Raw genomic sequence first — 19,271 nt, 5'->3', positions numbered from 1 at the left:
GGGAATGCCGCAGCGATTATACGGCGCGCATCGCGGCGCACCCCGTCATCGACCTGAATGCAGGACCTGCAACGCGTCGGCGACGGTGTGGAAGGAGCCGAACACCAGCACGCGATCGCCCGGCGCCGATGCGTCGAGCGCCGCACGCAACGCCTCCGCCACACCCCTATGCAACGATGCCACTTGCCTGATGCCGTCCTGCAGTCGGGCCGCAAGCTGTTCGGCGGCCTGCGACCGCGGCCCCAGCGTCAGTCCCGCAAGAAACCACTGCAGCGGCAAGTCGGCGAGCGCACCGGTCACGCCCTGCACGTCCTTGTCGGCAAGCGCGGCGAAGACCACCCGCGTGCTGCCGCCGATCGGATTGGCCTGCAACCACGACGCCAGTTCGCGCGCCGCCTGCGGGTTGTGGCCGACGTCCAGCACCACATCCACGGCTGCATGCCGGACACGCTGCAGGCGGCCCGGCAGCATCGCGCTGGCCACGCCCTTCGAAAAGGCCTCGTCGGGCAAGGCGTCTCCCGGCAAGGCGCGCAACGCGGCGATCGCGGTGGCGGCGTTCGCCCGCTGCGAAGGCGCGGACAGGACCGGCACGGGCAGGTCGAGTTCGGCGCCGACTTCGCGCCAGCGCCAGCGCTGGCTGTCGACGGGCTCGTGGAAGAAATCGCTGCCGAGACGTAGCGCATTCGCGCCGATGGCATAGGCATGGCGCAACACGCTGGAGGGCGAATCCACCTCGCCGAGGACCAACGGCTTCCATGCACGGGCGATGCCCGCTTTCTCCGCGCCGATGCTTTCGCGGTCGTGGCCCAACAGGTCGGTGTGATCGATGTCGACCGTCGTGATGACGGCGACATCGGGATCGACGATGTTCACCGCATCCAGGCGCCCGCCCAGGCCGATCTCGAGCACGGCCAGGTCGAGCGATGCGCGCCCGAACAACCACAGCGCCGACAGGGTGCCGAACTCGAAGTAGGTCAGCGTCGTGCCGCCGCGCGCGGCGTCCACCGCTTCGAAGGCGGCGGCGAGCGAAGCATCGTCGGCATCGACGCCATCGATGCGGACACGTTCGTTGTAGCGCAGCAGGTGCGGCGACGTGTACGCCCCGACCTTCCATCCGGCCGCGCGCGCGATGGCCTCGATGAAGGCGACGGTCGAGCCCTTGCCGTTGGTGCCGCCGACGGTGATGACGCGCGGCGCGGGCTTGCCGAGCGACATCCGCGCGGCGACCTCGCGCACGCGCTCCAGACCCATTTCGATGGACCTGGGGTGCTGGTGTTCGATATGGGAAAGCCAGTCGTCGAGGGTGCGCATGCGCGCCATTATCCCCCAGGCACGGCGCCCTTCGATCCGGCGCCACCCGCCTCCGGCATCTTCAGGGGCACGGCGCGCTGGCGTCCGGAACGCTGCACATGGCCGAGGAACCGCTTGCAGGCCTCCGCATCCTTCGCTTCGCACAGCACGCGGGTCACGGAGAAGCCATGCTTGCCATCCGTGGTCAGACGCGTGCGGACCAGTGTGGGCGCGTGCGGTATCTCACCGGTGTACACCTCCCAACGGGTCTCGCCGTTTTCGCCCGTCCACGTATAGAGGGCGATGTCGGCAGGCAAGTCGGGAAGGTCGATCGGCGTGGCCTGCGCCTCCAGCAATGCCATGGTGGCGGCGACGCCGTCGGCTTCCAGCGGCAATGGATCCTGGATGAACCGTGGCAGGGTTCCATCGGCATCCGGCGTCACGACCGGCACGCGGAGGCGCGGCGCGAGATGCGCGACGGCGGCGCGCACGGGCTCGTCCTCGTCCCCCATCGTGAAGTCGACCGGCACGCGCACGCGGCCACGGACGGCCTTGCCGTGCTCGATCGACGGCGCGTACGTCCATTCGTTCGCCGCATCGATCGCGGCGGTATCCAGCGACCGGTTGCCGGAGGATCGCTCGACCAGGATGCTCTCCACCGCACCGGTCGCCGTGACCGTGATGACCAGCACGACGGTCCCGGAGATGCCCGCACGCGCGGCGTCGGTCGGGTACTTCGGCGGCACCTTCGTCACGACGTGCGCACCGATGTCGTCCACGGCACCGGCGCCCGCCGCCGACAGCAGGCCGGTCATGGCCAGGACCAGGATCCAGGCTTTCATCGCAGTCTCCCCTTTCTCCCCCGTCCGGAGCGTAGCGCAGTCTCAGAGCGCGCGGTGCTTGGCTTCGCCGAAGAAGGGCGTGTGGTGCGCGCAATCGTTGAGGCGCACGACCTCCAGCTGGTCGACCGTCGGGCCCTCCAGCAGGTTGAGCGTGGTCGGCGCCTGGCGGAACGTCCAGAGTTTCGCGATCGGCAGGCCGAGGATGCGGCACAGCAGGACACGGTTCACCGCATCGTGCGCCACGATCAGCAGGGTGTCGTCGTCGCCCAGGCCGTCGACGGCGCGCGCCAGGCCGCGCCATGAACGGTCCAGCACCTGGCGCAGCGACTCTCCGCCCGGCATCAGCACCGTGTCGGGTTCCTCGCGCCATGCGAGCAGGCGCGCCGGGTCCTTGTCCTGGATCTCGCTGGCGAGCAGACCTTCCCATTCACCGTGCGCGATCTCCTGGAGGTCCGCATCCGTCTGCAGCAGGTCGGCACGCGCCTCGCCCAACGCCAGCTTTGCCGTCCGCTGCGCACGCGAGAGTGGCGATGCCACCGCCCGATCGATGCGGACGTCCTTCAGGCGCAGGCCCAGTGCGGTCGCCTGCCCTTCGCCGACGGGAGAAAGCGGGATGTCGATCTGGCCCTGGTAGCGGCCTTCGGCGTTCCACGGCGTCTCGCCGTGGCGGGCAAGCAGGATGCGCATGCGTCGGTGTGTCCATTCGTGAGAAGCGGTCCCGTTTCCGGAAGCTGGAAACGAGGACGGGAGCGGATCATACCCGCTCCCGTCCCGTGCCTGCCGCTCGGTTGCAGGTGTTACTGGCCGACGCCCATTTCCTTCAGCAGTTGGGGAGCCGGATAGACCTCCTGCATGATCCAGCGCAGGTATCGACCGTCCACGGCGATCATGCGGGTCATCTTCGGATCGAACACCCAGTTGGAACTCACCGATTCCCAGTTGCCATCGAAGGCGAGCCCGATCAGCTTGCCGTGCGCATCCAGCACCGGCGAGCCGGAGTTGCCGCCGGTGATGTCCAGATCGGACAAGTAATTCACCGGCACCGAACCGAGGCGCTTGTCCTCCAGTCCGCCATAGCGCTTGGCGGCCACGGCATCGAGCAATGCCTTGGGCGAGTCGAACGGATCCTGTCCGGTTTCCTTGGCCACGACGCCTTCCAGCGTGGTGAACGGCGTGTACGCCACGCCGTCCTTGGGCGCGTAACCCATCACGTTGCCGAAGGTGATGCGCAGCGACAGGTTGGCGTCCGGGTAGACGAACTCGCCCTGGCTCTTCTTGTAGTCGGCCAGCGCCTGCAGATAGACCGGGCGCGCAGCCAGGTTCTCGCCGGTGCGCGTCTTGCGCTCCTGTTCGAGCTTGAGCAGCGTCGGCATCACCGCCACCGCGTACTGGATGGCCGGATCGTTGCTGGCCTCGAACGCCTTCCGATCGGCCGCGAACCACTTGAGCCGCTCGTCGGTGCTGCCCAGCCGGGTGCCCGCCAGGCGATCCAGCGCCCGCTTGACTGCGGCAGCATCGTTGCCGCCCAGCCACGCATCGATGGCCGCCACCCGCTGGTCCGCCGGCAGCTTGAGATACTCGTTCAACCAGTACTCCTGCAGTTGGCGATCCATCGAGGCCACGTAGCGGCGCTCCAGCTGCTTCTGCGCACCTTCGATGGCCGGCAGGTCGCGTTCCTGGTAACCGGATTCGCGCTCGGCATTGGGCTTCTCGCGCTCGATCGACAGCCGGTACAGCTGCGTGGCAGAGCCGATCATCGCGGTGTTGTTGAACATCGCCAGCGTAAGGTCGCGCTCGCGCGTGGCCTTGTTCTGATCCAACAAGGCCAGCAGCTTTGCGTGCGCATCCAGTGCAGGCTGGCCTTTCACGCCCTGGCCCTTGAGCCATGCCAGCACGGCAGCCTCTTCGCGCTTCTTCTGGCCGGCCGCATCGATGCGCTTGAAGCCCTCGAGTTGGCCATCGTAATTCTTGCTCGTGTTGTTCCAGCCGGCCATGGTGGCCGCGTACTTCACCTGGATGTCGGCGTTCTTCTTGCCGGCCTCCTGCACCATCGAGATCTGGTTCTTGTAGTGGCGCGCGATGGTCGGGTACGTCCAGGCGGCCGTGTTGTCGAATTCGGCGGCCAGCGCATAACGGTTGGTCGACCCCGGGTAACCGGCCACCATCACGAAATCGCCTTCACCCAGCGGCTTGTCGGCGAACTTCAGCCAATGCTTCGGCCGGTACGGCACGTTGTCCTTGGAGAACGCCGCCGGCTTGCCGTCCTTGCCCACGTAGGCGCGGTAGAAGGCGAAGTCGCCCGTGTGGCGCGGCCACATCCAGTTGTCGATGTCGCCGCCGTACTTGCCCACGCTGCCCGGAGGCGCGTACGCCAGGCGCACGTCCTTGATTTCCAGGTTCTTGAACAGGCGGTAGGTGTTGCCGCCGGAGAAGCTGTAGAGACGGCAGCGGAAACCGGCCTCGGCCTCGCAGTCGGCGATCAGCTTCTTCTCGAAGGTCTCCAGCGCGCTGGTGCGCGCCAGCGCGTCGGCGCCGGCGGAGGCGATGGCCGCCTTCGCGTCCTTCGTCACGTCGGTGATCTCGTCCAGCACGAACACGCGCGCATTCGGACCCGCGCTGACTTCATCGCCGGTCGTCGGCGCGTTGAAGCCGTTCTTGATCAGGTTGTTTTCGGCGGTGGAGTTCAGCTGGATCGCGCCGTAGGCACAATGGTGGTTGGTGACCACCAGTCCGTTCGGCGAGACGAAGCTGGCGGTGCAGCCGCCCAGCGCGACGACCGCGCCCATCGGATCGCCCGTGAGGTCGGAGAGCTGCTGCGGCGACAGCTTCAGCCCCGCTTTCTTCAGCGGGCCAGCGATTTCAGGCAGTTGCTGAGGCACCCACATGCCCTCGCCCGCCTGGGCGATCTGGACGGCGAGCAGGGAGAGCGGAACCGCGAGGGCGGCGGCGAGCAGGTTCGGACGCATGGAAATCCCGGAACGGACAGAAGGTTGCGATTGTAATGAACCTGCCGCCCCGGCCGACCATGACTTTTGTCCTACACCGGCCCCGCCTCCACGCCACGCAGAGGCGCCACGGACCCCGCCACGGGTCCACCATGGACCGGGGCGTATAATCCGCGCCCTCATTTCCCTGGATCGATGCCCGATGGCACAGACGATGAAGGCGCTGGTGAAGCGCGAAGCCGGCAAAGGCATCTGGATGGAGGAACTGCCCGTCCCGCAGCCCGGTCCCAACGAGGTGCTGATCAAGCTGGAAAAGACCGCCATCTGCGGCACCGACCTGCACATCTACCTGTGGGACGAGTGGAGCCAGCGCACCATCAAGCCAGGCCTGACCATCGGCCACGAATTCGTGGGCCGCATCGCGCAGCTGGGTTCGGCGGTGACGGGCTACGAGGTCGGCCAGCGCGTATCGGCCGAGGGCCACATCGTCTGCGGCCATTGCCGCAACTGCCGCGGCGGTCGCCAGCACCTGTGCCCCAACACCGTGGGCATCGGCGTGAACCGCAATGGCGCCTTCGCCGAGTACATGGTGATGCCCGCCAGCAACCTGTGGCCGATCCCGGACCAGATCCCCAGCGAGCTGGCCGCGTTCTTCGACCCGTACGGCAACGCTGCGCACTGCGCGCTGGAGTTCGACGTGGTCGGCGAAGACGTGCTGATCACCGGCGCGGGCCCGATCGGCATCATCGCCGCCGGCATCTGCAAGCACATCGGCGCGCGCAACGTGGTGGTCACCGACGTCAACGACTTCCGCCTGAAACTGGCGGCCGACATGGGCGCCACCCGCGTGGTCAACGTCGCCAACACGTCGCTGAAGGACGTGATGGCCGACCTGCACATGGAGGGCTTCGATGTGGGCCTGGAGATGAGCGGCAACCCGCGCGCCTTCAACGACATGCTCGACTGCATGTACCACGGCGGCAAGATCGCGCTGCTCGGCATCCTGCCCAAGGGTGCCGGCGTGGACTGGGACCGCATCATCTTCAAGGGCCTCACGGTGCAGGGCATCTACGGCCGCAAGATGTACGAGACCTGGTACAAGATGACGCAGCTCGTGCTGAGCGGCTTTCCGCTGGGCAAGGTGCTGACGCACCAGTTGCCGATCGACGACTTCCAGAAGGGCTTCGACCTGATGGAACAGGGCAAGGCCGGCAAGGTGGTGTTGAGCTGGAACTGAGGTCGCATAAGGCACAGGACAAATGAAAAGGGCGCCGCGAGGCGCCCTTTTCCTTACACGCAGCTGCCAGCGTCAGGGCACGGCGATACCGACCGTCAGGACGAGACCCGGCTTGTAGATGTCCGAAGCACTGCGAAGCTCGGAGGCATCCGAGCCGAAGGTGTCGTAGTACCCCAGGGTCGCGGTCGCCGGGCCGAACGCCTTGGACACGGAGATGGAGCCGTCGTAGTAGTCGACGCGCCCGTCGCTGCCGTAATCGATGGACGTGTACCCGGTGCTCGCGGCCACGGAAAACCCGCTGTCGCCGATGTCGTAGCTCGCCGACACGCCCGCATACACCTGGTCCGCGCCGGTGTTGCCGTAATCGTCCGCATAACCGAGGATGCCGCCGACGGTGACCGGACCGCTCCACGTGACTTTCGCGAGGTACTCGTTGTAGTCGATGTCGCCGTAATCGCTGGCGGCGCGCTCGTACGTATAACGGTTCACGCCCAGGTCGATGTTCCAGGCGTCGTTGAGATCCTTGTTCCAGCCGACGAAGTAGTCCACTTCGATGTCAGGACCGCCGCGTCCGAAGTCCACGTTCGACGCCCACGCGCCCACGTAAAGGCCGAACGGAGCGGAATACGTGGCGCCGACCTGGAACGCCGGCTTGTTGTCCGTCTGCGAGACGCCTCGGAAGACGTAGTCGGACGTGCCGGTGAATGTGGCGCTGAAAGGTGACGAGGCTTCTTCCTCGGCATCCTGCGCGAACGCGGACAGCGGCAGGGCCAGCAGCAGAGCGGTGGCAAGGGCGGTGGCGAGCTTGACGGGCTTCATCCGGAGTCTCCTGATCGGTTGGCGGATGGTGGCGGCGGAGGCGGTGATCGATATCGCACCGTAATCACAGCTTCACGGTTTTTTAACTGCAACCTGATAGTGCGCCGCACCAATCGCCTGCGTCAAGTGCTGGACGAAGTCATCGGAAATTGGTTTCTTTTTCAATCAATTCATGCAGTTAGGCCGCATCAGGCTGGTGCCGTTGCACCGCCGCGGGGAAACCATCCGAACCGTTTTGGTGCCAAATGGATGGACTGCCCTGGCAGCGTCGCCGGGCCTTCACGGTCGGCGGGCAATTCCACGTCGAGCTCCACGCCGCTGTCGACCAGACGCGTGCGCAGGCGCAGGCGCGGCCCGGTCCGCTGCGCGTCGACGATGGTCGCGGGCCAGGACGACGCGCCGGCGGCATCTACGAGATGGAGATCCTCCGGCCGCACGTAGACGTCCGCATCCCCCTCCTGCCCCGCCTGGCCGCGCGACTGCAAGAGCAAGCCGGCGACACGCAGTGTGCCGTCCTCCCAGCGCGCGGGCAGCCGGTTGACCGCACCGACGAACGAATACACGAACGGCGATGCCGGCACGTCATAGGCATCGGCTGGACTGTCCACCTGCTCGATGCGGCCCCGGTTGAGGATCGCGACGCGGTCTGCCAGCTCCAGCGCCTCCTCCTGGTCGTGGGTGACGAAGATGGTCGTCAGCCCGGTTCGGTCGTGCAGTTCGCGCAACCAGCGCCGCAGGTCGCGACGCACCTGTGCATCGAGCGCACCGAACGGCTCGTCGAGCAGCAGCACGCGTGGCTCGATGGCGAGCGCCCGCGCCAGGGCCACGCGCTGCCGCTGACCGCCGGAGAGCTGCGCCGGGTAGCGCGCGCCGAAGCCGTCGAGCTGCACGAGCGAAAGCAGTTCCGCGACCCGCGCACGGATGGTCGCATCGGGCACGCGATGACGGCCTTTGCGCACGCGCAGGCCGAAGGCGATGTTCTCCTCCACCGTCAGGTGGCGGAACAGCGCGTAGTGCTGGAACACGAAGCCCGCCCGCCGCGCCTGCACGCTGAGACGTGTCGCCTCTTCGCCGTCGAACAGCACGCGCCCGCGATCGGCATGCTCGAGTCCGGCGATGATGCGCAGCAACGTGGTCTTGCCAGAGCCCGAGGGTCCGAGCAACGCCAGCAGCTCGCCCTGGCGGATGTCCAGCGACACGTCATCCAGCGCAGCGAAGTCGCCGAACTGCTTGCCCAGGTGTTCGATCTTGATGCCCATGATGTCGCCTTCTCAATGACGGTGGTTGGCGGCCAGGGCTTCGCCGTGGCGCCATTCCAGCCAGGTCTTCAGCACCAGCGTCGCCAGCGCGGTGAGCGCCAGCAGCGAGGCCGCCGCAAACGCAGCGCTGTATGCGTACTCGTTGTAGAGGATTTCCACATGCAGCGGCAGCGTATTGGTGCGGCCGCGGATGTGGCCGGACACGACCGAGACCGCGCCGAACTCACCCAGCGCTCGCGCACTGCACAACAGCACGCCGTACAGCAGCGCCCAGCGGATGTTGGGCAGCGTGACGCGCCAGAACGTCTGCCAGCCGCTGGCGCCGAGGCTGAGCGCAGCCAGCTCTTCGTCGGTACCCTGCTGCTCCATCAGCGGCATCAGTTCGCGCGCGATGAACGGGAACGTCACGAAGATCGTGGCCAGCACGATGCCCGGCAGCGCGAAGATGATCTTCGGCAGTTGCACGTGCAGCTCGCCCAGCAGTGGCAGCGGGAAGCGCCAGCCTTCGTCGATCAACGCGTAGGCCCAGCCCTGCGCACCGAAGATCAACACGTAGATCAACCCGGCGACCACCGGCGATACCGCGAACGGAAGATCGATCAGCGTCACCAGCCACCGCTTGCCGCGGAACTCGTGCTTGCTGACCGCCCACGCGGCCGCGACGCCGAAGGCCAGGTTGAGCGGCACCACGATCGCCGTCACCAGCAGCGTCAGTCGTACCGCGGCCAGCGCATCGGTTTCGGTGATGGCGGCCGCAAAGGCCGTCCAGCCGCCGCGCAGCGCTTCCACGAACACCAATGCCAGCGGCAGCAGCAGGAACGAGAGCAGGAACGCGAGCGCACCCAGTACCAGCAGCACCTGCACCCAGGCGGGCTCGGTGGTAGCGGCATGGTGGCGTACGGGACGTGCAGGTGCATCCACGACAGACGACTCCGGCGGAACGGCGATGACGGCGGAGAGGGCGTCGCCCATGCTACCCGCCCGCCCGTTTGCCGGTCCGCTGCAGCCGCGCCTGCAGGGTATTGATCACCAGCAGCAGCGCGAACGACAACAACAGCATCGCGGCGGCGATCGCGGTGGCGCCCTCGTAGTCGAACTCTTCCAGCTTGATCGTGATCAGCAGCGGCGCGATCTCCGACACGCCCGGCAGGTTGCCGGCGATGAAGATCACCGAACCGTATTCGCCCACGCCGCGCGCGAACGCCAGCGCGAAGCCGGCCAGCACGGCCGGCCACAGCGTCGGCAGCACCACATGGCGCACCGCCTGCCAGCGGCTTGCGCCGAGCGTGGCCGCCGCTTCTTCGAGTTCGGTCTCGATCTCCGCCAGCACCGGCTGCACCACGCGCACCACGAACGGCAGGCCGATGAACACCAGGGCCACGGTGATGCCGAGCGGCGTGTACGCGACCTTGATGCCGGCCGCTTCCAGCCATTGCCCGAGCCAGCCGGTCGGCCCGTACAGCGCCGTCAATGCGATGCCGGCCACGGCGGTGGGCAAGGCGAACGGCAGATCGATCATCGCGTCGAACACCCGCTTGCCCGGGAAGCGGTAGCGCACGAACACCCACGCGACCAGCGTGCCCATCACGGCATTGAAGGCGGCCGCCACCAGCGCCGTGCCGAAACTGATCCGCAGCGCCGCCAGCACGCGCGGCTCCGTCCAGACCGCCCAGAGGCCGGCCGGCCCGAGCCCGCTCGCCTTGGCGAACACCCCTACCAGCGGAATAAGCACGATCAGCCCCAGCCACGCGAGCGTGTAGCCCAGGCTGAGGCCGAAACCGGGAATGATGCGCCGCGGGCGCGCCTTTCCGGACCACGGATGCACTGCCGCCACGTTACTTCGCCTGGATCTGGTCGAACACGCCGCCGTCGGCGAAATGCGTGGACTGGGCCTTCGCCCATGAGCCGAAAACGCCGTTGATCGTCACCAGCTCCAGTTTGGGGAAGCGTGCGATGTCTTCCCGCGCCGCGTACCGTGGGTAGCGCGGACGGTAGTAGTGCTTGGCAGCCAGGCGCTGGCCGGTCGGCGAATACAGGTACTTGAGGTAGGCCTGGGCCGCCTCGCGCGTGCCGTGCTTGTCCACGTTGCGGTCCACCAGCGCGACCGGCGGCTCGGCGAGGATCGACAGCGAGGGCACCACGATGTCGAACTTGTCGGGGCCCAGTTCCTCGATCGACAGGAACGCCTCGTTCTCCCACGCCAGCAGCACGTCACCGATGCCGCGCTGGACGAATGTCGTGGTGGACCCGCGCGCACCCGTGTCGAGCACCGGCACGTTGCGGAACAGCGCGCGCACGAAGTTGCGCGTCTTGGCCTCGTCACCCTTGAAGATCTTCAGCCCATACGCCCACGCCGCTAGGTAGTTCCAGCGCGCGCCGCCCGAGGTCTTCGGATTCGGTGTGATCACCGAGATGCCGGGCTTCACCAGGTCGTGCCAGTCGCGGATCTTCTTCGGATTACCCTTGCGCACCAGGAACACGATGGTCGACGTGTACGGCGCGCTGTTCTCCGGCAGCCGCGACTGCCAGTTGGCCGGGAACAGCTTGGCGCGCTGTGCGATGGAGTCGACGTCATAGGCCAGCGCCAGCGTCACCACGTCGGCTTCCAGGCCGTCGATGACCGAGCGCGCCTGCTTGCCGGAACCGCCGTGCGAGGTCTCGATACTGACCTTCTGCCCCCTGGTCTTCTGCCAGTCGGCGGCGAAGGCGGCGTTGAACTCGCGGTAGAACTCGCGCGTCGGGTCGTACGACACGTTGAGCAGGTTGATGTCCTTGGCGCCTGAGGCGGCGGCCAGCGTCAGGCCGAAGGCCAGCAGCGCAGTGCGGACATGGTGGCGGATGGAAGTCTTCATGGAGGGTCTCCGGGAATCAGAAGGCGACCTGCAGTCGCGAGAACACGGCCTTTTCGTCTTCGCGGTCAGCGCCCGCGGCAGTTCCGCCCCCGAACTGGGTGTCCAGATAATTGACGACCAGCTTCAGGTTGTTGGTGAGGTACCAGTTGACGCCCAGCGTCCATGCCTTGGCGCGCCGCGCAGCGACCAGCGGATCGGCGAACAGCGGGAAGGCACCGTCGTCGATCTCCAGTTCGCCGTACCGGCCCACCAGTTCCCACGCACCCCAGCCACTGCCGGGACTGAACGGCTTCGAGGGCTTCACCACGCCGCGGTAGCTGGCGTCTTCACCGGTCAGCACCCAGCTCGCCGTCGCCTGCCAGGCGGTGTTCTCGAGATCCGCACGTGTGCCTGCCGCCGCGCCGCTGGTGACCAGCAGTTCCTGCTTCGAGGCGATGTATTCGGCCAGCAGGCCGAAACGGCCGCGATACAGATAGCCCTGCGGCGAAATGCGGCTGTGCTCGCCATCCGCGGCGACCGCGCTGCGGTAATTGAAGAACTGCGCCTGCCCCTGGGTGCGATAGCGCGGCAGGAAGTTGTTGCCCGTGCCCTGCTTGTCGCCGATGCTGCCGGCGATGCCGAAGCCCAGGCCGGACCAGGAACTGCTGGTGTTCTTGAACGGTTCGAAGAACAGCCGGCCCGCATACTCGAATTCGTCATCCGGATTGGTGGTCGCCGCATCGCGGCCATCCGGCGCACCGTTGTACACGCCCGCCACATAGGTCACGCGTCCTTCCGCGAACTCACCCTGCGTCTGGATGCCCAGGTCGCGGTTGGGCGCCAGTTCCGTGGGAAAACTGCGCTCGATCAGTCCGATCGCGCCGCCGGACTGCAACCGCTCCAGTCCGATGGGGCCTTTGACCTTGCCGGCGCGCAGCGTGAGTGCCGGATCCAGCTTCACATCGACGTACGCGTCGACGATCGTCGCGCTGTCGCCGGCGAACTCGGGCGTCAGCCGGAACGACACCAGCTTGCCGAGCGATCCCTCGATGGTGGGGCGGATACGGCGGAACAGGAAGGTGTCGTTCTGCGGCACCACGTCGTCGTCGAGGAAGAAGCGCGCGTCGCCCTGCATCAGGGCGCGCAGCTTGAACTCGTAGTCGCCATTGGCCGACTTCAGCGACGCGCCCTTGTCGTTCACCGCGACCACGGGAGCGTCCTTGGCCTTGGCCGCCGTTTCTTCCTGCTGCAGCTCTATGCGCCGCTCCAGGATGCGCAGGCGCTGATCCAGGTCGCCCAGCGTGGCCGGACCGGTTTCGCCTTCGGCCGCTGCCGCCGTCGGCGCATCGCCGACGCGGCGCTCCAGCGCTTCCAGGCGTTGCAGCAGGTCTTGCACCGTGGGCTGGTTCTGTGCGGATACGGGAAGCGCGAGCGAACAGGCCAATGCGCCCAGGATGGCGACGCCACTGCCTTTGCGCTTGCGTGGGCCCGAGTGTGTCCGCATGACCGCTGTTCCCCGTGTGAAGGCCCCGTCCTGGGCCGGAGAGGCGATGCTGCGGGCGCACATGCGGACAGGGAAATGACGAAACGGGGGTCGCTTATGCCGTACGCGCATGACGCAACAGGGCGTTTTGTGGCCGCGGGTAGAATGGCGCCTTCCCTTCCCAGCCCCGTGCCATGGCCAACCCACTCACTGCCCATTACGCCGCCACCCTCGATGACATCCGCGCCCAGGGCCTGTTCAAGTCGGAGCGGATCATCACCAGCCCGCAGTCCGCCGAAATCACCCTCGCCGACGGCCGCACGGTGCTGAATTTCTGCGCGAACAATTACCTGGGCCTGGCCGATCACGCGGACATCATTGCCGCGGCCAAGGACGCGCTGGACACGCACGGCTTCGGCATGGCCTCGGTGCGTTTCATCTGCGGCACGCAGGACCTGCACAAGCAGTTGGAGAAGACGATCGCCGACTTCTTCGGCACCGAGGACACCATCCTGTACGCTGCCTGCTTCGATGCCAACGGCGGCCTGTTCGAGCCGTTGCTGGGCGAGGAAGACGCCATCATTTCCGACGCGCTGAACCATGCCTCGATCATCGACGGCGTGCGCCTGTGCAAGGCCAAGCGCTTCCGCTATGCGAACTGCGACATGGCGGACCTGGAAGCGCAACTGCAGGCGGCCGATGCGGCCGGCTGCAAGACCAAGCTCATCACCACCGACGGCGTGTTCTCGATGGACGGCTTCATCGCCCCACTGGACGAGATCACCGCGCTGGCGGAGAAATACAACGCGCTGGTGCACATCGACGAATGCCACGCCACCGGCTTCCTCGGCGCCACCGGTCGCGGTTCGGCCGAAGTGAAGGGGGTGCTGGATCGCATCGACATCATCACCGGCACGCTGGGCAAGGCGATGGGCGGCGCGCTGGGCGGGTTCACCACCGCCCGCAAGGAAGTGATCGAGCTGCTGCGCCAGCGCTCACGCCCGTATCTGTTCTCCAACTCGCTGCCACCGCACGTGGTGGCTGCCGGCATCAAGGCGTTCGAAATGCTGTCCGCGGCCGGCCACCTTCGCGAACGGTTGCAGGAAAACACGCGCTACTTCCGCGAGAAGATGACGGCGGCCGGTTTCGACATCAAACCGGGAGTGCACCCGATCAGTCCGGTCATGCTGTACGACGCGCCGCTGGCGCAGCGTTTCGCCGAGCGCCTCCTGCAGGAAGGCATCTATGCGATCGGCTTCTTCTTTCCCGTGGTGCCGAAGGGTCAGGCGCGCATCCGCACGCAGATAAGCGCCGCGCACACGCGTGAACACCTGGACCGCGCGATCGACGCGTTCATCCGCATCAGCCGCGACCTGGACGTGCTGAACGCCTGATGCAGGGACCGGCGCGCCTTGCCGGGTCAGCGGGCGCGCTTCGCCGTACTGGCGGTCCTTGGCTTGGCCGGCGCGCCCTTCGCGACGCGGATGCCGCGTGCCTTCATCCACGCGTCGAATTCTTCCGCCGTCATGCTGCGCCCGTTCTGCTGCATGTCGAACCGGTGGCCGTGCGGGCCGGCCTTCACGGTGACCACGTCTTCCGGCGCATCCTTCCTGATCGCGGAGGACGAGGATGTCGACGCGCAGCCCGTCGACAGGCCGACGGCGATCATCATGGCGCCGCACAGTGGCAGGCGCAGGTTCGAACGGTACATGGTGGGTTCCCCAGGATCAGCGTGAGCGAGTGTAGACAGGCGGACTGCGCCGAACCCGGACCGCCGTCGCGCAATCAGCGCCCGGTTGTCGGGGCGAGTGCATCCCGCTCATGCGCCTCGAGCGCGCGCCATGCGCCCTTGCCCAGTTCGCCCAGCACCACCGGTCCGATCGCGACACGCACCAGGCGCAATACCCCGAAATCGAACGCGGCCAGCAGGCGACGGATCTGCCGGTTGCGTCCCTCGTCCAGGACGATCTCCAGCCACGCATTGCGCGCTCCGCTTCGCAGGATGCGAACGCCATGGGCGGACAGGGTTTCGCCGTCGACGCTCACGCCGTCCGTCAGGCCTTGCAGCAACGCGGCGTCCGGCAAACGATCGATCTGCACGTGGTACGTCTTGTCGGGACCGTGTGCCGGATCGGTGATGCGCGCCGCCCATTCGGGATCGTTGGTGAAAAGCAGCAGGCCCTCGCTGGCCTTGTCCAGCCTGCCCACGGGCGCGATCCATGGGAGGCGCGCGCCTTCCAGGCACCGGTAAACCGTGTCCCGTCCCTGTTCGTCGCGCGCCGTGGTCACCAGGCCGCGGGGCTTGTTGAGCATCAGGTAAAGCCGCTCGGGTGCGGTACCGGCCTGTCCATCCACCCGGATCGCGGCACGGCCCGCGACCACCGGGAACTCCGGATCCCGCACGATGCGGCCATCGACCGACACCCTGCCCTCGACGATCCAGCGGGCGGCCTCGCTGCGCGAACACACCCCTTGCTTCGACAATACGCGAGCGAGTCCGTGACGCGCGCCCTTCGCATCATTGACGCGCGCGCGCACCCCGCCACGCGCGGTGTCGCGGAAAGGAGGCCTGCGCGTCGTCATGGTCCCGACAGCAGAACGGCCGGGAAACCGGCCGTTCGGGCATCAGTTCTTCTTGGCGGGCTCGGCGGGTGCAGGCGCAGGCGCGGCAGCCGGAGCACCGGGAGCCTTGACCACGCGCACGCCGCGCGACTTCATCCAGGCATCGAACTCGTCTGCGGTCATCCGCTTGCCGTTCTGGCTCATGTCGAACCGCCAGGGCGTGTTGTCGTGCGCCGTCTTGGGCTGGTAGGCCGCCGGGCTGGCGGTGGCGGCCGACGCAGAAGGCGCCGTAACGGCGGGCATCGCCTTGGCGACGTTGCGGCAGCCTTCGATACGCAGGCGCATCAGCACACGGTCAACCGACTGCGACTCGTCGAACGCATGCGACGCCAGCACGCCGGAGGGCGCACCCAGCTGCGTGGCGGCCGCGGTGAACTCCGGTGCCACCGGCGCGATCACAGTCGCGGGTGTCTTCAGCGGCGGCGGAACCAGACTCCCGGCGCAGTCCGGCGCGGCATATGCGACGGGCGTGACGGCGATGCACAACAGACTGGCAAGGACGTGGCGATGCATCGGCGAAGCTCCGTGACATTTTCTTGCGGGACGTGCCCGGAGTTTAGGCAGCGCCTCATGGCAAGGCAAGAAATTAACGGGCGTGCAGCGCATCCGATGCGGAAAGACGAAGCGCGATCACGCAATTCGCACGCATCACGCCGAAAAAAACGAAGCCCGGCACAAGGCCGGGCTTCGGATGGTGCTGGAAGAGCGTCCGATCAGTTCTGGACGTTCAGTTCCGTACGACGGTTACGCTCGCTCTTGCAGCCCGGCAGGGTCTGCGCGGTCGGCTCGAGCGGACGGCTCTCGCCGTAACCGATCGGACCCACCAGACGCGAGGCGCTGACGCCGTTGCTGGTCAGGTAGTCGTACACGGTCTGCGAACGACGCTGCGACAGCGACTGGTTGTAGGCGTCCGCACCGCACAGGTCGGTGTGGCCAGCCACTTCGACGCGCAGGTCGGGGTAGCGCTTCAGGATCTCGGCGGCTTCGCTCAGGATCGCGATCGCGTCGGGACGCAGGGTCGACTTGTCGAAGTCGAAGTTCACGCCCTTCAGGTCGATCGAGACCTGCACCGGGCAGCCGTCCGGACCAATGGTCTGGCCAGCCTGCGAACCGGGGCACTTGTCGTCACAGTTGTTGACGCCGTCACCGTCGTCGTCCAGGTCGGCGCAGCTCGGAGCGGCCGGCGGCGGCGGCGGAGCAGCGGCTTCGGCCTTCGGGCCCAGCGGGATCACGACGCCGACCGAAGCCAGCACGTCGCCGAACCAGCTTTCCGACTGCTGGTGGATGCCACCTTCAGCGGTGTAGCTCTGGTCGTCGAAGTCGGCACGGTAGGCCACTTCGGCACGCACGGCGACGCGCTTGTCGAAGGTGCCCTGCAGACCGATACCCAGCTTGGCAGCCAGGTTGTTGTCGCGACGCTGCGCCGGCGAGGCCGGGCTGTTGATCACGTACTCTTCTTCCGAACGCTGCATGCCCAGGCCCGTCACGATGTACGGATTCCAGCCGCGGCCTTCCTGGATGAAGTGGCGACGCAGATCGAGCGAGATACCGTACTGGCTCCAGTTCAGGTCGTCATTGAACTCGAAACCCGGGTTCTGGTAGTTCAGCTCGCCGTCGATCGACCAGTTGGGGCTGATGAACTTACCCAGGCCCAAGGTGCCGAACTGGGTATCGTCGGTACGACGATCCGAATCCTGCATGTTCTGACCCACCGAACCGGTCAGGTACCAACGGTCGTCGAATTCCTGCGCCATCGCAGTGTTCGCGAGGCTCAGGCCGCCGAGCAGCGCGGCGCAGAGAATCTTCTTGTTCATTTGCAGCTCCTTTCCATGTAAAAGTTCAGTGTTAGAAAAACCGAAGTGCTTTGCCAACAGCGGTTCTAGTTGTTATCCGAGGCGACAGACACCCGTCGCCTTGCTGAACAGATTATGCGGGGGTACGTGAAGACTGTGTTAACGGTACCATAACAAGTCGGGCAAGGTTAACACTCTTCAAGCGAAGTGGCGCAGATCTTCACGCCTGGCCTGTCAAAGCGGACCCTTTCCCGGTGGTGTCCCGGGTTCGCAACGCACTGGTGCAGCGCAGACCCTTGGTACGGCCCCGGAAGGTGACGATCCTTCGCGCCATGAATGCCGCCTCCCCGCTCGCCCCCCTTCCCAGCCTCTTCCTGTCGCATGGCTCGCCGATGCTCGCGGTCGAGGATTCGCCGACGGGGCGGTTCCTGGACCATCTCGGCACGCGCTTGCCGCGGCCACGCGCGATCCTCGTGGCATCTGCGCATTTCGTCCACGCGCAACCTACGCTCACGGCCGCTCCGACGCCGGACACGATCCATGATTTCGGCGGTTTTCCGGACGCGCTGTATCGCATCCAGTACCCGGCCGCAGGCGCACCGGCGCTCGCGGACCAGGTCGCGAACCACCTGCGCGACGCGGGTTTCGCCGCGCAGGTGGATCACCACCACGGCCTGGACCACGGCGTGTGGGTCCCGCTGCGGCGGATGTATCCCGATGCGGAGATCCCCGTCGTCGCGCTATCCGTCAATCCGTCGCAGACCGCCGACTGGCATTACCGCATCGGGCTGGCGCTCGCGCCGTTTCGCGCGCAGGGCGTGCTGGTGGTGGGGTCCGGCGGGTTCTCGCACAACCTTCGTGCCCTCGATTGGCAACACGCGCACGCAGCGCCCTACGATTGGGTCGCCGACTTCACCGACGCGTTGCGCGACCGATTGCTGGCGGGAGACGTCGCGGGTGCGCTCGACTGGACCGCATTGCCCGAAGCACATCGCAACCATCCGACGACCGAACACCTCTTCCCGCTGTATGTAGCGCTAGGTGCCGGCGGCGTTGGCGCCAACGGGCGGTTGCTCCATCGCGACGTGGAAATGGGTGGCCTGGCGCTGGACGCGTTCGCCTTCGACACCGCCTGACCCGCCCTAAAGACCGAGCTCCCATCGCGGGTGATCGCCGAACTGCTCGATCAGGAAGTCGGTGAAGGCCCGCACACGCGGCGGTACGAGGCGACGTTGCGGCATCACGGCACTGATCGCAGTCGTAGCCAGCGGGTAATCCGGCAACACCACTTCCAGCCGGCCGGCGCGCAGGTCGTCGGCGACGTGCCACAGCGAATGGATCACGACGCCCTCGCCCGCCAGCGAGGCATCGCGCAGTACCTCGCCGAAATTGCTTTCGAAGCGTCCCTGCACGCGTACGGCGACCTCGCCGCCCGCCGGCGTGCCCAGCCGCCACACGTCCTGGCGGCCACCGCTGCCGAACAGCAGCAGACAATCATGCCGGGCCAGGTCTTCAGGCGTGCGCGGTCGCCCGCGTCGGCGCAGATAGTCGGGCGAGGCGCACAGCACGCGCCGGTTCGTGGCGATGCGCCGGGCGACCAGGCGCGAATCGTCGAGCGCGCCGATGCGGATCGCAAGGTCGAAGCCCTCGCTGACCAGATCGACCACGTTGTCGCTCAGATGGATGCTGAGCCGCAGCTTCGGGTGCCGCGCGAGGAACGCCGGCAGCAGCGGCGAGACGTACTGGCGCCCGAACGAGGCAGAGGTCGTGACCCGCAGCGTGCCGGCGACTTCGCGTGCGGCTTCGCGCAGCCCCGTGCCTAGCGTCTCGAGTTCCTCCACCAGCACCCGCCCCTGCTCGGCCAGCGCGGCACCCTCCGGCGTCGGGTGCAGGCGGCGGGTGGTTCGGTGCAGCAGCCGCACCCCCAATTCCTTCTCCAGCCGCTTCAGTCGCTGGCTGGCCACCGCCACGGACAGGTCCAGGCTGTGGGCGGCCGCGGTGATCGACCCGAGATCCAGCACGCGGAGGAACAGGGCCAGGTCGCCGACACGATCCATTATCAATATTCCATTGATAGTGATTCGGCATATTCACCGTTTCCCATCAGGAAGGAAAGGTGCAAGCTGCGCGCCTTGTTCCTTCCGGGCTCC

At 66.9% G+C, this 19,271-nt stretch carries 18 protein-coding genes; 3 read left to right on the top strand and 15 right to left on the bottom strand.

The genetic code is table 11. The annotated features are described in order from the left end of the window. Positions 1-45: 45 nt before the first annotated feature. The 4 genes from folC to Q0907_RS02390 form a co-directional block, all read right to left on the bottom strand. The gene (gene folC / locus Q0907_RS02405; protein ID WP_299341126.1) at positions 46-1,311 is read right to left on the bottom strand and encodes a bifunctional tetrahydrofolate synthase/dihydrofolate synthase; all 1,266 of its coding nucleotides are present in this window, start codon (positions 1,309-1,311) and stop codon (positions 46-48) included. 8 nt (positions 1,312-1,319) lie between these two features. Then, entirely contained in the window at positions 1,320-2,132 is an 813-nt protein-coding gene (locus tag Q0907_RS02400) for a TonB family protein (protein WP_299341123.1), read from the bottom strand. A 42-nt stretch (positions 2,133-2,174) separates the two neighbouring features. After that, positions 2,175-2,819, bottom strand: a complete 645-nt coding sequence (locus Q0907_RS02395) for a histidine phosphatase family protein (protein ID WP_296279070.1) — start codon at positions 2,817-2,819, stop codon at positions 2,175-2,177. A 110-nt stretch (positions 2,820-2,929) separates the two neighbouring features. Next, the gene (locus Q0907_RS02390; RefSeq protein ID WP_299341121.1) at positions 2,930-5,098 is read right to left on the bottom strand and encodes a S46 family peptidase; all 2,169 of its coding nucleotides are present in this window, start codon (positions 5,096-5,098) and stop codon (positions 2,930-2,932) included. 181 nt (positions 5,099-5,279) lie between these two features. On the opposite strand from Q0907_RS02390, the gene tdh reads away from it, so the two are divergent. Beyond that, positions 5,280-6,314, top strand: a complete 1,035-nt coding sequence (tdh, locus tag Q0907_RS02385; RefSeq protein ID WP_296279068.1) for an L-threonine 3-dehydrogenase — start codon at positions 5,280-5,282, stop codon at positions 6,312-6,314. A gap of 72 nt (positions 6,315-6,386) precedes the next feature. Here the strand turns inward: tdh and Q0907_RS02380 are convergent, their stop codons facing one another. The 6 genes from Q0907_RS02380 to Q0907_RS02355 all read right to left on the bottom strand — a co-directional run bounded on the left by Q0907_RS02380 (position 6,387) and on the right by Q0907_RS02355 (position 12,727). Beyond that, positions 6,387-7,133 carry a TorF family putative porin gene (locus Q0907_RS02380; protein WP_299341118.1) on the bottom strand — a complete coding sequence of 249 codons (747 nt, stop codon included), beginning with the start codon at positions 7,131-7,133 and terminating at the stop codon, positions 6,387-6,389. A gap of 188 nt (positions 7,134-7,321) precedes the next feature. Then, positions 7,322-8,392 (bottom strand): sulfate/molybdate ABC transporter ATP-binding protein, encoded by a 1,071-nt coding sequence (locus Q0907_RS02375; protein WP_299341116.1) that lies wholly within the window; start codon positions 8,390-8,392, stop codon positions 7,322-7,324. 12 nt (positions 8,393-8,404) lie between these two features. Next, positions 8,405-9,364 carry a sulfate ABC transporter permease subunit CysW gene (gene cysW, locus Q0907_RS02370; RefSeq protein WP_299341114.1) on the bottom strand — a complete coding sequence of 320 codons (960 nt, stop codon included), beginning with the start codon at positions 9,362-9,364 and terminating at the stop codon, positions 8,405-8,407. Position 9,365: 1 nt separating this feature from the next. Continuing rightward, entirely contained in the window at positions 9,366-10,226 is an 861-nt protein-coding gene (cysT, locus tag Q0907_RS02365) for a sulfate ABC transporter permease subunit CysT (RefSeq protein ID WP_299341111.1), read from the bottom strand. A gap of 1 nt (position 10,227) precedes the next feature. Further along, positions 10,228-11,244, bottom strand: a complete 1,017-nt coding sequence (locus Q0907_RS02360) for a sulfate ABC transporter substrate-binding protein (protein WP_299341109.1) — start codon at positions 11,242-11,244, stop codon at positions 10,228-10,230. Between the two features lie 16 nt (positions 11,245-11,260). Then, a complete protein-coding gene (locus Q0907_RS02355) occupies positions 11,261-12,727 on the bottom strand; it encodes a porin (RefSeq protein ID WP_299341106.1) in 1,467 nt (488 codons plus the stop codon). Positions 12,728-12,900: 173 nt separating this feature from the next. Here Q0907_RS02355 and kbl point away from each other — a divergent pair, with 173 nt between their 5' ends. Continuing rightward, a complete protein-coding gene (kbl, locus tag Q0907_RS02350; protein ID WP_299341103.1) occupies positions 12,901-14,100 on the top strand; it encodes a glycine C-acetyltransferase in 1,200 nt (399 codons plus the stop codon). Positions 14,101-14,126: 26 nt separating this feature from the next. On the opposite strand, the gene Q0907_RS02345 is transcribed toward kbl, so the two are convergent. From Q0907_RS02345 to Q0907_RS02330, 4 genes are all read right to left on the bottom strand, one after another. Beyond that, the gene (locus Q0907_RS02345; protein ID WP_299342660.1) at positions 14,127-14,417 is read right to left on the bottom strand and encodes a hypothetical protein; all 291 of its coding nucleotides are present in this window, start codon (positions 14,415-14,417) and stop codon (positions 14,127-14,129) included. 74 nt (positions 14,418-14,491) lie between these two features. After that, entirely contained in the window at positions 14,492-15,289 is a 798-nt protein-coding gene (locus Q0907_RS02340) for a pseudouridine synthase (RefSeq protein WP_299341100.1), read from the bottom strand. 42 nt (positions 15,290-15,331) lie between these two features. Beyond that, positions 15,332-15,841, bottom strand: a complete 510-nt coding sequence (locus Q0907_RS02335; RefSeq protein WP_296279058.1) for a hypothetical protein — start codon at positions 15,839-15,841, stop codon at positions 15,332-15,334. Positions 15,842-16,041: 200 nt separating this feature from the next. After that, entirely contained in the window at positions 16,042-17,142 is a 1,101-nt protein-coding gene (locus tag Q0907_RS02330; protein ID WP_299341097.1) for an OmpA family protein, read from the bottom strand. 311 nt (positions 17,143-17,453) lie between these two features. Here Q0907_RS02330 and Q0907_RS02325 point away from each other — a divergent pair, with 311 nt between their 5' ends. Next, positions 17,454-18,257: a class III extradiol ring-cleavage dioxygenase gene (locus tag Q0907_RS02325; RefSeq protein ID WP_299341094.1), complete on the top strand. Its 804-nt coding sequence runs from the start codon at positions 17,454-17,456 to the stop codon at positions 18,255-18,257. A gap of 6 nt (positions 18,258-18,263) precedes the next feature. Here the strand turns inward: Q0907_RS02325 and Q0907_RS02320 are convergent, their stop codons facing one another. Then, on the bottom strand, positions 18,264-19,178 hold the full coding sequence (locus Q0907_RS02320; protein WP_299341091.1) for a LysR family transcriptional regulator: 915 nt from the start codon (positions 19,176-19,178) through the stop codon (positions 18,264-18,266). Positions 19,179-19,271 lie beyond the last annotated feature (93 nt).

The organism is uncultured Pseudoxanthomonas sp. (assembly GCF_947498795.1).
In the GTDB taxonomy this organism is placed as follows: domain Bacteria; phylum Pseudomonadota; class Gammaproteobacteria; order Xanthomonadales; family Xanthomonadaceae; genus Pseudoxanthomonas_A.
The sequence above is the reverse complement of the archived record's forward strand: the minus strand, read 5'-3'. Positions and strand labels throughout refer to the sequence as shown.